11 protein-coding genes are annotated in these 14896 nt (G+C 64.2%); 1 reads left to right on the forward strand and 10 read right to left on the reverse strand.

Going from position 1 to position 14896, the window contains the following annotated elements; all coding sequences use genetic code 11:
• Window positions 1-1180 precede the first annotated feature (1180 nt).
• From RE429_RS18510 to RE429_RS18540, 7 genes are all read right to left on the reverse strand, one after another.
• Window positions 1181-1708, reverse strand: coding sequence for a BA14K family protein (locus tag RE429_RS18510; RefSeq protein ID WP_414474247.1), 528 nt, complete (start codon window positions 1706-1708; stop codon window positions 1181-1183).
• Between the two features lie 114 nt (window positions 1709-1822).
• Window positions 1823-2260, reverse strand: coding sequence for a PACE efflux transporter (locus RE429_RS18515; RefSeq protein ID WP_414472139.1), 438 nt, complete (start codon window positions 2258-2260; stop codon window positions 1823-1825).
• Between the two features lie 304 nt (window positions 2261-2564).
• Window positions 2565-4262 (reverse strand): methyl-accepting chemotaxis protein, encoded by a 1698-nt coding sequence (locus RE429_RS18520; protein WP_414472140.1) that lies wholly within the window; start codon window positions 4260-4262, stop codon window positions 2565-2567.
• A gap of 208 nt (window positions 4263-4470) precedes the next feature.
• The gene (ggt, locus tag RE429_RS18525) at window positions 4471-6231 is read right to left on the reverse strand and encodes a gamma-glutamyltransferase (RefSeq protein ID WP_414472141.1); all 1761 of its coding nucleotides are present in this window, start codon (window positions 6229-6231) and stop codon (window positions 4471-4473) included.
• A 205-nt stretch (window positions 6232-6436) separates the two neighbouring features.
• Window positions 6437-7861, reverse strand: a complete 1425-nt coding sequence (locus RE429_RS18530; protein ID WP_414472142.1) for an FAD-binding oxidoreductase — start codon at window positions 7859-7861, stop codon at window positions 6437-6439.
• Window positions 7862-7893: 32 nt separating this feature from the next.
• Entirely contained in the window at window positions 7894-8661 is a 768-nt protein-coding gene (locus tag RE429_RS18535; RefSeq protein ID WP_414472143.1) for an SCO family protein, read from the reverse strand.
• A gap of 19 nt (window positions 8662-8680) precedes the next feature.
• Window positions 8681-9934: a selenium-binding protein SBP56-related protein gene (locus RE429_RS18540; protein WP_414474248.1), complete on the reverse strand. Its 1254-nt coding sequence runs from the start codon at window positions 9932-9934 to the stop codon at window positions 8681-8683.
• 279 nt (window positions 9935-10213) lie between these two features.
• Here RE429_RS18540 and RE429_RS18545 point away from each other — a divergent pair, with 279 nt between their 5' ends.
• The gene (locus RE429_RS18545) at window positions 10214-11290 is read left to right on the forward strand and encodes a GlxA family transcriptional regulator (protein WP_414472144.1); all 1077 of its coding nucleotides are present in this window, start codon (window positions 10214-10216) and stop codon (window positions 11288-11290) included.
• Between the two features lie 54 nt (window positions 11291-11344).
• Here RE429_RS18545 and RE429_RS18550 read toward each other — a convergent pair whose 3' ends face one another.
• Genes RE429_RS18550 through araD form a run of 3 tightly spaced genes read right to left on the reverse strand, consistent with a single transcriptional unit; the run spans window position 11345 to window position 14878 of the window.
• Window positions 11345-12373: a 2-hydroxyacid dehydrogenase gene (locus RE429_RS18550; protein ID WP_414472145.1), complete on the reverse strand. Its 1029-nt coding sequence runs from the start codon at window positions 12371-12373 to the stop codon at window positions 11345-11347.
• A gap of 33 nt (window positions 12374-12406) precedes the next feature.
• On the reverse strand, window positions 12407-13123 hold the full coding sequence (locus RE429_RS18555; protein ID WP_414472146.1) for a ribonuclease activity regulator RraA: 717 nt from the start codon (window positions 13121-13123) through the stop codon (window positions 12407-12409).
• Between the two features lie 18 nt (window positions 13124-13141).
• Entirely contained in the window at window positions 13142-14878 is a 1737-nt protein-coding gene (gene araD / locus RE429_RS18560; RefSeq protein WP_414472147.1) for an L-arabinonate dehydratase, read from the reverse strand.
• Window positions 14879-14896: the final 18 nt, after the last annotated feature.

Here is a 14896-nt window from a genome sequence, read left to right on the forward strand (position 1 = left end):
TGACACGCGGCTTGTCGGGATGGCATAAGGAAGTCGCTCAAAACATTCCTGTCGCCGATCCCTCGGTGACTCCAAAGGCCCTCGAAGTTTCCAGCTTCGTGGGCCTTTTGCTTTGCCTGGCCTTAGTTCACGGTCTTCTCCTGTTCGAAGAGAGTTGCGCCGTCGTGGATGATCGCAACCCGACGAGACTAAGCACGCTCTCTTGCGCCGGTCCCATCACCGACATCCCTGAGCACCAATACCGCAACCTTCCGAAGGCCGGTCTTGCGAGGACCTGTCGGAAGCGCTGTCGGTTTGGCGGCTCAAGCTGTCGGTCGTTGTGAACACCACTGTGTCGCAACATCCGAGTGATGGCTGATTCGGTGTTGCGTGTGGAGTCGATCAGTAAGAAATGATTAATGCTGATCCCGCTTTCCACCGGGCGGCCGGGCCAAGCGAATCAATAAGCGAAGAAAATCGAGTCAAGCCGCGGAGCGAATATTTATTTGTTACCTCGCCGGCGACTCAGCTTGACTCTATCCTGTTCAAGACCGGACCATGAATTGGATCCTTATCGGAAAGACGATCTGCAAATTGTACTCCACAACGGTGAGATATCTTGCAGATGTCCCTATGGGTCTTGATGGTCGTTTGTCGGCTCGGCTCAAGCCGAGCACCTCTGATTCCGCCTCCTTCGCCGTCCCGGACCAGCTCTTGATCTTAGCGAGAGGCGGCACGGCATGTCCTGCACGGAGCGGACAGGACGGTCAGGGAAATCCGCGGCCCAATGGCCGCTTCGTCGATGCAGGTTCCGCCGTCCTGGACGGGAAAGCATGGGGTGTCAGCGATGACACGGAGCACGCGGCCCTGAGCATCGGATCGATCCGATGCTCAGTCTATTCATGAACGCGCCGTAAAATGCGGACCTGGAGGATCGGGCAGCGAGCAGCGATCCCGATCGCTCGGACACGATACTCAGGGCCCGCATGATGCGCTCGGGCTTCGGACGTGACATCGAACCCACATCCGATGCAGTCAGTCTCTGTTTTTGAGCATCTTTTTCACGCAAAACCGGTGCCCGCTTTTGCGTTCGGTGCCCTCGAGCCTTTTCCGCAAAAGTGGATGCCGGTTTTGCGAAGAAAAGGCGTCTTTCTCAAACAACAGGAGCCTTTTCCATGAACCGAAGTTCATGGAAAAGGCTCTAGCCCCCGTAGGGCGACACGCAAACCTGCCTGGGTCCGCTCAAGGGCTGGAAACTGTTGTCCGACACGCGGTAGGACTTCCAGCGATTCGTACACCAGTTGACGTGCGCAGCGCTCAAGCGAACCGGAGCATATGCGGGCGGGGCAACGACGACAGGAGGTTGACTGGCGACAGCGCCTCCAATGATTGCTCCCGCGAGGAAAGCTGCCGGCGGGAACCACCATCCATTGTACTGCCGGTAACCGGGATGGTACGCCCGATATCCCCGGTGCCCATTGTAGTAACCCCAGCCGCCGCGACGTTCGAAACGGGGACGTTCGACGCGACGCTCATGACGTGGGCGGTCGAACCGGCGCTCAACTCTGTTTCTGTCATCGTCGCGACGGAATTGGACCTGCTGCAAGCCGGCGCCAGAATTGTCCGGCTTCACGAAGGACAAAGGAGACGCACTCGCAGAACTAACTGCAGGTCCAAGCGCACCAACAGCCAAACAAGTTACAACAATACCAGATACTACTCTCTTCATAACGAACTCCGCAGGCAAAATGTGAATGCATTGCCTGCGCTCAATTTCGATTGCCTTCAGTGAACGATGACTGAATGCTGGCATTAAGCTTTCGTAACCTTCAAGGCCCCGTCGTCAGGGCGTCTGCGAAGAAGTCTGCCAGGCGGGCAAGGGGAAAACCCGGTCGTAACCCCAATTGAACACGAACGCGTAAACCATGTAGAAGACCGCGAAGCTCACATCCATGTAGAAGGCTTGCAAGAGGCCGATGCCGAGATACCAGGCAATGAGAGGCATCAGCACGATCAGCAGACCCACCTCGAACAGGACGGCATGCACGACTCGGATTGCAACGCTCTTTTGCGTCCCCCCTGTCAGGCGCTGCATCAGAGCGTCAAAACCCACATTGTAGACGTAGTTCCAGATCGTCGCGATGGTCGCGGCGCCGACCCCGACGACACCGATATCGGCCATGGGCATCCCGAAGATCCATGCGCCGAGAGGCGTGACGAGTGCAAGTCCGATGAGCTCGAAGCTGAGGGCGTGACGGATCCGGTCACGAGTCGTACGCATCGTTCAATCCCCCAACGGGAAAGGTCGGGTCGTCCCGAGTGAAAGCCCAAAAAGGGGGAGGTCGTCCTCGCAGAGCCGTCATAAGGGCCAACCGCTTTGGGGCCAAGAGAAAAGGGCCAAGAGAAAAGGGCGAAGAGAAAAGGGCCGCTGCTTTCAGCGGCCCTGATGCGGATCTTGGGCTTCTCACACGATGCGCTACCGCATCGGACATGACATCGGGCCCACATCCGATGCTCCCTTCTTGGGAAGAGCGCATCGTTCCGGCGAAAAACCGGTGCCCACTTTTGGGTTCGATGCGCGAGCCTCAGGCGGCCTTGACGCCGGAGAGGAAGCTCGCGACCTCGTGGCCGAGATCGCTGGAATGGCGCGCCAGTTCCTGGGCGGCGCCCAACACCTGATTCGCCGCTGCCCCGGTCTCGCCTGCCCCGTTCTGCACATCCGCGATGCTGCCGGTGACCGCTTCCGTGCCGCGCGCCGCCTCCTGGACGTTGCGGGCGATCTCGGCGGTGGCGGCGCCCTGCTCCTCCATGGCGGCCGCGATCGAGGTCGAGATCTGGCTCATCTCGGCAATCGTGCGCGCGATCTCCCGGATCGCCGTCACCGTCTCCTGCGTCGCCTGCTGCACCGAGCCGATCTGGGCCGAAATCTCCTCGGTCGCCTTGGCGGTCTGCGAGGCGAGCTCCTTGACCTCGGTCGCCACCACCGCAAAGCCCCTGCCGGCCTCGCCCGCGCGCGCCGCCTCGATGGTGGCGTTGAGCGCCAGCAGGTTGGTCTGGCCCGCGATGGTGCTGATCAGCTGGATCACGTCGCCGATGCGCTCGGCGGAAGCCGCGAGCGCCTGCACGGTGGCGTTGGTGCGCTCGGTGCCCTGCACGGCGCGCTCGGCCACCTGCGAGGACTGGCCGACCTGGGCGGCGATCTCGCGGATCGAGATCGACAGCTCCTCGGTCGCGGCCGCCACCGTCTGCACATTGGCCGAGGTCTGCTGGGCGGCCGAGGACACGGTCATCGTCTGCTGGCTGGCCTGGCCGGCCACCGCGCTCATCGACTGGGCCGTGGCCTCCATCTCGGTGGCGGCCGAGGACAGCCCTTGCGTCAGGGCCGAGACCTTGCTCTCGAAACGCTGCGTGAGCGCCTCGAGCACCTCGGCCCGGCGCATCTTGGCCTGGGTCTCCGCCTCCTGCGCGGCCGCAAGACGACGCGCCTCCACCGCATTCTCCTTGAAGACCTGGAGCGCGCGGGCGAGCACGCCCACCTCGTCCTTGCGCGTGGTGCCGCTCACATCGACATCGAGATCACCATCGGCCAAGCGGCGCATGGATTCGCTCATTCCCGTGAGCGGTCGGGTGATACCAAAGACCGTAATCGAGCAGATGAGCACGATGGCGAGGGCGAGACCTGTCACCGCGGAACCGGTCAGCCACCACATGGTGCTCGCCGCCAGAGCAGCAGACGCTCCCTTGGCCTGATCGAGCTCGGCGACGATACCCTCGATGCTCGTGGTGATCTGATCGCGCAGATGCCGGCGCATATCGCGACCGACACCGTTCGTGATCTCGGTCGCCTGAGCATCATCTCCCTTCGAGGACAACGCCATGCTCTCGTCCAGCTTCTTGAAGTAAGCGACGACCGCATCCCTGAGGCTCTCGTTGAGGCTCCTAAACTCGGCGGTACTGGAGAGCGCAACCAGTTGATCCAGCTCGGCCAACGTCTTCTTGACGGCATCCTTGTAGGCGTTCTCGACGCTTCTGACGCGATCGGGCAGATTCTTCGGCGTCAGGATCATGCTCTTTTCCTGGATCGTCGCCTCGTTGATCCGCATGTTGACGCTCTGAACCAGGCTCAGGCGCCTGGCATCGGAATTCACCAAATTCTGCGTATCGGCCGCCATATGATCGAGGCCGCGTACGGCCGTGGCGATCAGCCCGATGGCGACGGCGACGAAGAACACGATCGGGATAGCAATCTTCGTAAGGAACTTTAGGTTATTGAAAAGTCTCATGGTGTTTCGATGGCCTGCCCACATGGCCGTGGGAAGCACGCGCCCCAGTGACGCGCCGGACACAGGCAATCCAACCGATAGCCGGCGACGCTTGTCTGGAACTGGTTATCCGGGACCTTCCGCGGTCCGGACGGGCAGGCGTCGAAGGGGCCTTGGTCCTCTCTTGCGCATTCTGCCCGCAAGGATGTTGCCGAGCCGGCCGGCGGCGTCAATTGCCGATGGCCACGCCCTCGCGGCGGCTGTCGGCGCCACCGGACAGACCCGTTGGACCCACCACGATCGCCTGAATGCCGGAATTCATCTCGATCGCCTTGACCTCGTGGCCCTTGGACTCGAGAGCCGCTTTCCAGGTTTCCGCCTCGGTGCCGGCCTCGATCTCCGTAGGACCGTTGCGGCTGCCCACATTCGGCAGATCGACCGCCACCTGCGGGTCGAGCTTCCAGTCCAGGATGGCCACGAGGGTCTTGGTCACGTAGCTGATGATCTGGCTTCCTCCGGGCGAGCCCACGACGGCATAGAGTTTGCCATTGCCGTCCAGCACGATCGTCGGCGCCATGGAACTGCGCGGACGCTTGCCGGGCTCGACCCGGTTGGCCACCGGCTTTCCGTCCTCGTCGGGCGCAAAGTTGAAATCGGTGAGCTCGTTGTTGAGGAGGAAGCCGCTCCTGGTCATGAGGCGGGCGCCGAACCCGTCCTCGATGGTGGTGGTCATCGCCACGGCGTTGCCCTCGCGGTCGACCACCGAGATGTGGCTCGTCCCGAACTCGATGCCGTCGGAAGGGGCGAAGCGGAACTGCGTCTTCTGGTAAGGCGGATCGCCGGCCTTCGCCCGCCCCATGGAGCGGTCGGGGCTCACCAGAGCGGCCCGGCTCCTGAGGTAACCCGGATCGATAAGGCCACGGACCGGGACGCTCACGAAGGCCGGATCGCCGAGATAAAGAGCCCGGTCGGCGAAGGCGAGGCGCCCGGCCTCGGCCAGCCAGTGCACCGCGTCGGGACCGGGCTTCATCGCCGCCATGTCCTGGGTCTCGAGCACGCTCATGATCTGCTGGACCGCCACGGCTCCGGAGCTCGGCGGACCCATGCCGCAGATCCGGTAGGTGCGGTAAGGGCCACAGACCGGCGCCCTCTCCTCGACCCTGTATGTCCTGAGATCCTCCAGGGTCATGTCACCCGGATTGCCGGTGTGGCGCGTGACCGTCGCAACGATGTCGGCCGCAATATCGCCCGTGTAGAAAACATCCGCTCCCTTTTCGGCGATGTCACGAAGGGTCCTGGCGAAAGCCGGGTTCTTCAGGACAGTGCCGACAGGCTTCGGCGTACCGTCCGCCTGATAGAAATAGGCGCGGGCAATCGGGTCGTTCTGGAGATACTTCTCCTGCCCGAGGAGCCCGTTGAGCCGCGGCGAAATCGTGAAACCGTCCTCTGCGAGGCGCAGTGCCGGCGCAATGACCTGGGGCCAGGGCAGCTTGCCCCAACGCCTGTGCGCCGTTTCCAGCAGACGAAGCGTGCCGGGCACGCCGACGGAGCGGCCGCCGACCACGGCATCGTAGAACTTCATCGGCTTGCCGTCGGGCCCCAGAAACCGCTCCGGCTTCGCAGCGGCGGGCGCCGTCTCTCGCCCGTCCAGTGTCACGAGGTTCGCTTTGTCCCAATAGAGCAGGAATGCGCCCCCGCCGATGCCCGAACTCTGCGGCTCCACGAGGTTGAGAACGAGCTGCACGGCGACCGCAGCGTCGATGGCGCTCCCTCCGGCCGCGAGGATCTCCCGTCCGGCCTGTGCGGCCAGTGGATTGGCCGCCGCGACCATATCGCGGGTGGACGTGCCGGCCTGTTTCGTGATGCGTCCCGTCGAGGCTTCGGGAGCAGGAGCCTCCGTCTGGGCCTGCACACCGGATGCCCAAAGAGGCGCCAGGGCCAGAAGGCCCGCGCCGAGAACACGTTGCCAGGAAAAAGCACGATTGGTCATAGAGCGGTCCTCACGAAGGATGCAGCCGACATGAGGAGCATAGCAGCAGGTTCAGGGCGGAGGAAACTCCGCCGCGTTCGGCGGATCACCCGCTCTCGTTCGATGGCCGGAGCTTCCCACTTCGTCCTGGAGGAAAGGCGTCGGAGGCGTCCCTCCTGTTGCGGCGCAGGAGCTGTCCACGCCTCCGGCGTCCTTCCAGGATGGGTTACTGTGCCGGCCGGATGTTCTGGTTCATCCGAAACATGTTCCGGGGGTCATAGCGTCCTTTGATTTTGGCCAGGCGAGGATAGTTCGCGCCATAGACCTTCTCGATCCGATCGGCTTCGTCGTCCGGCATGAAATTGACATAGGCGCTCCCCGTCGCGAACGGCTCGGTCGCCCGGAACAGGCTTCGGGCCCAGGCGATGCAGGCATTGTCGTCCTTGTTCTCGCGCCAGCGGGTATGGACGTTCATGACGAAATGGGCCGTCCGCTGCGGGTAGGCGGTGGCATCGGGCGCGACCCGGCTCATCGCGCCGCCCACGTGAGCGATGAACAACTCGCATTCGTTGCCCGGCAGGTCACGGACCGCCTGGGTGATCAGATCGAGCGCTCCGTCTTGAAGCGTCTCGAAATCATGGCTCTTCCAGTAGTTGCGGGCACCGGTCGTCAGAAGCGGATCGAAGGCCGACTGCCAGTCCACGAACCGGTGCGGGCCTACGACATCGGCAATGGGATTGCCGAGCGAACGGAGTTTCTGCGTGACCCTCTCGCCTTCGGAAAGATCGCCGGCGTAGCACATGGCGAAGATCAAGACCTCCCGCCCATGCCATTCCGCCGGCAGGAACGGGAGCGGCGGCGCCCTGCGCATCACCACCCAGCACGTGAGCTCCTCGGGAGCGTCGCTCACGGCCTCGCGGTACGACCTGAGCATCTCACCCGCACGGTCGAAAGGATGCACGACGAGCCCGGACAGGACCTCCGGCCCGACCGGGTGCAGGTTGAATTCGAAGGAGGTGACGATTCCGAAATTCCCGCCGCCGCCGCGGATCGCCCAGAACAGGTCCGGGTTTTCCTCCGCGCTCGCCCGCAGAAGCCGACCGTCGGCGGTCACCACATCGGCCGAGACGAGGCTGTCGATGGTCAGACCGTACTTGCGGGTCAGCCAGCCGAAACCGCCGCCAAGGGTCAGGCCTGAGATTCCGGTCGTCGAATTGATTCCCGTCGGCACGGCGAGCCCGAAGGCCTGTGTCTCCCTGTCGACATCGCCCAGCGTTGCGCCGGGTCCGACCCATGCCCGCCTGATCGCGGGATCGACACGAACGGAATTCATCGGCGAAAGATCGATCATCAGCCCGCCTTCGCACACGGCGTTGCCGGCGATGTTGTGCCCGCCGCCGCGCACGGCGACGACGAGATCGCGCTCGCGCGCGAAATCGACGGAGCGCATGACGTCGGCCGCCCCGTGGCAGCGCACGATCAGGCCCGGAGAACGGTCCACCATGCCGTTCCAGATGCTGCGTGCCATGTCATAACCGTCCTCGTCCTTGACCAGGGCCGAGCCGCGCAGGCCTCCCTTCAGGGTCAGCAATGCCTCGGGCGGGATGTACGCCGTCTTGCCGCTGATCGTTGCGATTGAGAGCGTCGTCATCTGACTTTCCTTCCAGGTGGGAGGTGCGGAACTCACCTCGTTGGGGACATGGTTGGGAACATGCGTCGGCCATGCTGCTCCTCGTCGAGGATCAGAGTCCTGATGTCGTTGAGCACCAGCTCCGGATCGAGGAAATCCAGGCTGTAGATGTTGCGGACCTGCCCCGACGGATCGATCAGGAAGACCCGCAGGATATGGGCAAGAGGACCGGTGGTGCTGGGCTCTGCCTTCGGCATGACGGGCTGGTCGTAGGCTGCGAGGATCGGCTGGAGCTGCTTTTGGTCCGCCGTGGTCACGTAGAGCCATTCCGGCGCATTCGGGTCGACGGAGCGCCAGTGACCCGCATAATCGGCCATCACCTCGGGCGTGTCGTGCTCCGGATCGAAGCTCATGGAGACGAGCCGGAGCCTGCGGGCGATTCCGGGGGTTCCGGCGGCGAGGTCCTGCAGCTGCGCCATGCGCAGCGAGGCCGTGGGGCAGACGTCGCCGCACCGGGTGTAGATGAAGGCCAGAATCGAGATTCGACCGCGCATCAGCTCGGCGAGATCATGCTCCCGTCCCAGTTCGTCGAGAACGCCGCCCCCCGCCGCCGGCTTGATGGCTGGGAGCCCGTACGTTCCAGGCTCCGCGAGAGGAAAGGCATAGTCGGCGCTCGGACCGGCGGCCATGCTCTCGGGGCTTTGGCTCTCGGGGCTTTGGCTCCCGGGGCTTTCTTGATGACCGTCATGGGCGCTCGCCCATGGCACTCCGGCCAGGAGCGCGATGCAGACGAGCATGCGTGCGGCACGGGTGTCGATCATGGACCGCCTCTCTTCGCCGTCAGCTCGGGTACAGGCTCCGCGAGCCGAACTGCATGATGTGCGGCCTGCCGAGCTTCTCGGCCAGGAAGTCGATCTCGAAGCGCGGAGTGAGCTGCCGACCATCCCAGCCATAGGCTTTCAGAAACTGCTCGTTGTCCTGGCCCGTCTTATCCCAGTTCGAGAGCAGGGAGCTGGTGTAGTAAAGTCGCGTCCCATCCCAGCTCTGGGATACCATGTTGACTTGTCGGCCGATCTTCTTCTCGTAGATCTGCTTCGGCTTGTGAGGGTCCGACACGTCGAAGACCCGGGTCAGGCCATCCATGAAAGTGTCCACGAAGAGCGTCTTGTCGTCGGCGCTCAGGCTGATGTCCACGGGAACGGGCATCTTCGAGGGATCCCCGATATCGGCGACCGCGTTCGCCTTCCACTCGCCGTCCCGGTCTTCGTAGACGAGCCAGATCTTGGAGGTGAGCGCCGTCGTCGTGAATGCGTAGTTGTTGTACGGCCCCCAGGCCCAACGAATTTCCAGCGGGGCTCCCGGAACATGAAAGACCTTCTTCGGCTTGCGGCCGTGGAAGTCCCACAGCACCATGGTCTGGCCGAAGTGCTTCATCGCCTCCTGGTCCTTGGCGAGCTCGCCGAAGGGCCGCATGTAATTGTCGCGGCCGGTGAACGACGACGTGAGCATGACGTTCTTGCGCGGCAGAACGCGGGCGTCGTAGCCATAACCGTCGGCGATCGTCTCCACTTCGGCTCCCTGGGCGTCGGCGGCGGTCGGCATCCAATGGGTCACGACATACGCGCCATCGTTGGAATATTCGACGAGCGCCGTCCGGCCGCTGCCGTCCTTGTTCGAGAGGGCCGAGATCATGACGCGCCCCGGCAGCGCATAGACCCCGTGCGGTCCGACGGCGCCACCCGATTTTTCAGTGAAGTCATCGATCGTCTTCAAGAGCTTCGGATTTGCCGGATCGCTTGCAATATCGAAGATGTAGATCCGGCTGTCGTCGAGGCCGGCCATCCATAAATACCGCCGGTCGTCGGTGAAGCCGCCGTGATGAGCTTCGCCGCGGCCGCCGATGGAATCGACGTCGATGACCTTGCCGAAACTGGGAGAGTTCTTGCGCACATCGACAGTCACGATCTTGTCGGAGCCATCTCCGACGCCCTCGACGCCAAGGGTCCAGACATAGACGAACTCTTCCTCGCCCGTAATCTTGGCCATATACGGAGACTGACAGGTCTCATCGGCAATAGCCGTGCTCTCCGCCATGCCCAAGCACAGGATTGGCGCGCTCGCGAGCAGCACCCGGAGAAGGCGGGTGCGGGAGGAGGTTACGGACATTTCCCGGAGCGGAGCCGTTATCCTGTTCATGGCCTTCTCCTCTTCCAGCCTTTGACGCTCGATCCGGCTCTTGAATGCCGGCTCTCGAATGCCTGTGTTGCGCCACACGTCTCGAACGGGAAGGTCCGACTCTGCCCCGGGATTGCCTTGCCGAGGAGCGGCGATCGTGACAACGTGCCGGGGTAAGACCGCCAAGGAGAGTTCCCGATGCTCCACGTGGCTGTTCTGTTTCTCGATGGCGGATGCGCCTCGACGGCCCTTCTGCCGATGGAGGTCTTTCGCAGCGCCGGCGTGCTCTGGAACCTGCTCAACAATCAGGCGCCGGATGCCCGCTTCCGCGTGACGACGGCCTCCGCCGGAGGCGAGCCGGCCGTGACGGACCGGCTGGTCTCCCTCACCCCGGCCTGTGCTCTGGAGACGCTCGAACGCCCGGACATCGTCTTCGTTCCCGCAGGTGGCCTGCCCCTCGAGACGCTGATGCGCACCGGCTACGCCATCGATGCCGTGATGGAGCGAAATGCGCGCGTCGTTCCCTGGCTGCGCCGGTGGGCCGCGCAGGGCTCGAAAATCGCAGGAGTCTGCTCGGGCGTGGCCCTGCTGGCCGAGGCCGGCCTCCTCGAGGGCAAGCGCGCGACGACCCACTGGGCGCTGGCCGACATCTATCGGCGGCGGTTCCCGAACGTGGACTGGCAGCCGGAATACCTCATCACCGATGCAGGCGATGTCTTCTGCGGCGGCGGCATCAACTCGGCGGCCGACTTGAGCCTGTATCTGGTCGAGCGGTTCGGCAGCCGGGATCTGGCCCTGGAATGCGCCAAGGCTCTTCTGATCGAGATGCCGCGGACCTGGCAGGTCGCCTTTGCCGATATGGCGCTGCGCACGAGTCACAACGACGAGAGCATCCGGCTCGCCCAGGACTGGCTGCACCGCCATTATCAGCGGCCTGTCAGCGTGGACGCGATTGCCGCCCGCGTCGGCATGAGCCCCCGCAACTTCGTCCGGCGCTTCAAGGATGCCACCGGACAGACGCCATTGAGCTACATCCATTGCATTCGGGTGGCCCTGGCCAAGAGATTGCTGGAGGACGGAGGTCAGACCGTTCAGGAGGTGGGCCAGACCGTCGGTTACGAGGACCAGGCCTTTTTCCGGGGGCTGTTCAAGCGCCACACCGGCATATGTCCGACCGAATACCGAACCCGCTTCGGCACGCTGCCCATCACCCGTCCGGGCGACAGGCCGGTCTCCGGAGGAGGTCCGCTCAAGCCGGTCGATGCCCGGCGCTGATCCTGTCTCCGGTACGCGACGGGATGAAGGGGACCGGCCGTTCTGGATCTTGGTTCAAGGGCCTCGACGCGCGATGTCGAGAACCGCCGCCGACCGATCGGGCGCAGGTCCGAGCGCGATCTCGTTCTGCAATGGCCTCCCCTCGAAGAAGGCTGCGATGTTGGACAGGACCGAATCCATCTTGCCCACGAACGAGTCCCAGGTTCCGGCCGCGATGTGGGGCGTCAGAACCGTATTGGGCAGGAGAGCCAACGGGTGGTTTGCCGTCACCGGCTCCGTTTCGAAAACGTCGATGCCTGCGGCGCCGGGCCGCCCCTCCTTCAGGGCCTCCGCAAGTGCCGCTTCGTCCACGATCCCGCCGCGCGCGGTGTTGATGAGGATGGAGTTGGGCTTCATCAGGGCGAGTTCGTCGCGCCCGATAAGGTTGCGGGTGTCCGGGGTCAGGGGCAGATGAAGGGTGACCACGTCGGCCTCGCGCAGGATGCGGTCGAGGGATGCGGGCGCGAGCCCGAGCTCCTCCTCCCGTTCGGGCGGCAGGCGCACGTTCGGGTCTGAATACAGGCCCCTCGTCCGAAAACCTCCGAAGCGCTCGGCTGCTGCCTGGCCGATGCGGCCCATTCCGACATACCCGACCGTCTTGCCTGCAAGTTCCATGGAAACCGGTCGCAGGCTATTGGCGTGCCAGCGACCGGACCGAAGTTCCGAATCGGCGAAGGTCACGCGCCGTGCCGCGGCAAGCGCCAGCATGACCGCATGTTCCGCGACCCCGATGGTACCGGCCGTGCTGACCGCGAGACGGATGCCGCGTTCGGCCAGCGCCGGCACGTCCACGGTATCGTGATAGCCGACGCCCTGGTGCTGGACGAAGCGCAGGCGAGGAGCCGCCTCGATGGTGCGGCGCGTCAGGCGCGTTGCGGCGGCGATGATCGCTTCGCATTCGCGGACCTTGGCGACGCGCTCGCCGTCGTCGTCCCTGTCCAGGAGGACCAGCTCCAGGGAGGGCGGCTTCAAACGCTGCATGAGGTCGTAGATCTCAGGCGTGCCGAGGCTGTTGTAGAAGACCTTGACGACGGACGATGCCATTCCTGCCGGCTCCTGCTGCTGACGAGACCTCGGTCAGCGCCTGTTGACCTCGCGCCACGCGGCAAAGTCGGTCAGGGTCTGAGGATCGGTGGCGGGATAGAGGCCCAGGATCGAGCGGCCCTTCAACACCTCCTCCTGAACGAAATCCTCGAAGGCCGTCATCTCGACGGCCTCGTTCGCGATCTCGTCCGCGAGGTGCGCCGGGATCACCACCACGCCCTCGCCGTCTCCGACGACGATATCACCCGGCCAGACCGGCACGTCGCCGCAGCCGATCGGCACATTGATGTCGAGGGCCTGATGATGCGTGAGGTTGGTGGGGGCCGAAGGACGGTTGTGATAGGCCGGGATGTCGAGACGGGCGATCTCCGGCGAATCCCGGAAGCCGCCATCGGTCACCACGCCGGCCACGCCGCGCTTCATGAGGCGGGATACCAGGATGCCGCCGGCCGATGCCGCACGCGCATCCTTTCGGCTGTCGATGACCATGACGGCACCGGGAGGGCATTCCTCGACGGCCTTGCGCTGCGGATGAGCGCGGTCCTGGAACACGCTGATCGGGTTCAGATCCTCGCGGGCCGGAATGTAGCGCAGGGTGAAGGCCTCGCCCACCATGGTGCCGAGATCTGGGTTGAGCGGGCGGACATCCTGGATGAACTGGTTGCGCAGCCCGCGCTTGTAGAGGGCGGTGCAGAGCGTCGCGGTGCTGACGCCTCTGAGCTTCTCGCGGGTTTCGGGGTTCAGGGCCATGGTGATCGTCTCCAATCGTCAGAAGATGGCAGGCTCGCCCACGGGCGCGCCGAAGCTCGTTTCAAGGAAGTCGAAATCGCAGCCCTCATGGGCCTGGCGAATGTGGCGTGTGAACATCCATCCGTAGCCGCGCTCGTAGCGAGGTTCCGGCTTTACCCAGGCCGCGCGGCGGCGCTCGATTTCCTCGGCGGGCACGTCGAGGGTGATCGTACGGGCGGCGACATCGAGCGCGATCATGTCGCCGTTTCTCACCAGCGCCAGCGGACCGCCCACATAGGATTCGGGCGACACGTGCAGAATGCAGGCGCCATAGCTCGTGCCGCTCATGCGCGCGTCCGACAGGCGCACCATGTCGCGCACGCCCTGCTTCACCAGCTTCCTGGGGATCGGCAGCATGCCCCATTCCGGCATGCCCGGCCCGCCCTGAGGACCGGCATTGCGCAGGATCAGGACATGGTCGGGCGTGACGTCGAGGTTCTCGTCCTCGACGGCGGCCTTCATGGAGGGGTAATCGTCGAACACGAGAGCCGGGCCCCGATGCTTCAGGAAGCGCGGGTCACAGGCGCTCGGCTTGATCACGCAGCCGTCGGGCGCGAGATTTCCCTTGAGGACGGCGAGCGCGCCTTCGGCATAAATCGGATCGTCCACCGTGCGGATGACGTCGTCGTTGTAAACCTCGGCCCTCGCGATGTTCTCGCCCACCGTCCGGCCGTTGACGGTAAGGGCATCGAGATGGAGATGCTCCCTGATGCGGGTCATCAGCGCAGGCAGCCCGCCCGCATAGAAGAAGTCCTCCATCAGATACCTGTCGCCGCTCGGGCGCACATTGGCGATGACGGGAACCTTGCGGCTGGCCGCTTCGAATTCCTCGAGGCCGATGCTCTGCCCCGCCCGGCGCGCCTGCGCGATGAGGTGAATGATGGCATTGGTCGAGCATCCCATCGCCATCGCTACCGCGATTCCATTGAGGAACGCGCCCCGTGTTTGAATCCGATCGGGCGTCATGTCCTCCCACACCATCGCGACGATGCGCCGTCCGCATTCCGTGCTCATGCGGATATGGTTCGAATCCGCGGCCGGGATGGAGGAGGCGCCGGGCAAGGTCATGCCGATGGCCTCGGCGATGGCCGTCATCGTGCTGGCGGTGCCCATCGTCATGCAGGTGCCGTAGCTTCGGGCGATACCCGCTTCCATGTTGAGCCAATCGGCATCGGATATCGTTCCGGCGCGGCGCTCGTCCCAATACTTCCAGGCATCGGAACCCGAGCCGAGGATCTTGCCCTTCCAGTTCCCGCGCAGCATCGGCCCTGCGGGAAGATAGATCGCGGGAAGCCCGGCGCTCGTGGCCCCGAGCAGCAGGGCCGGCGTGGTCTTGTCGCAGCCCCCCATGAGCACCACCCCGTCCACCGGATGGGAGCGCAGCAGCTCCTCCACATCCATCGCCAGCAGGTTGCGGTAGAGCATGGTCGTCGGCTTGACGTACTGCTCCGCCAGGGAGATTCCGGGCAGCTCGACCGGGAAACCGCCCGCCTGGAGCACGCCGCGCTTCACATCGTCGACGCGCTGCTTGAAATGGGCGTGGCAGGGATTGATGTCCGACCAGGTGTTGAGAATGGCGATCACCGGCCGGCCGGCCCAATCCTCGGGAGCATAGCCCATCTGCATCATGCGGGAGCGATGGCCGAAGCCGCGCAGATCGTCGGGCGCGAACCATCGTGCGCTGCGCAGCGCATCGGGTGATTTCTTGGCGGACATGAGGAGATCCCTGTTGAA

The sequence above is a fragment of the Microvirga sp. M2 genome, assembly GCF_047497095.1.
In the GTDB taxonomy this organism is placed as follows: Bacteria; Pseudomonadota; Alphaproteobacteria; order Rhizobiales; family Beijerinckiaceae; genus Microvirga.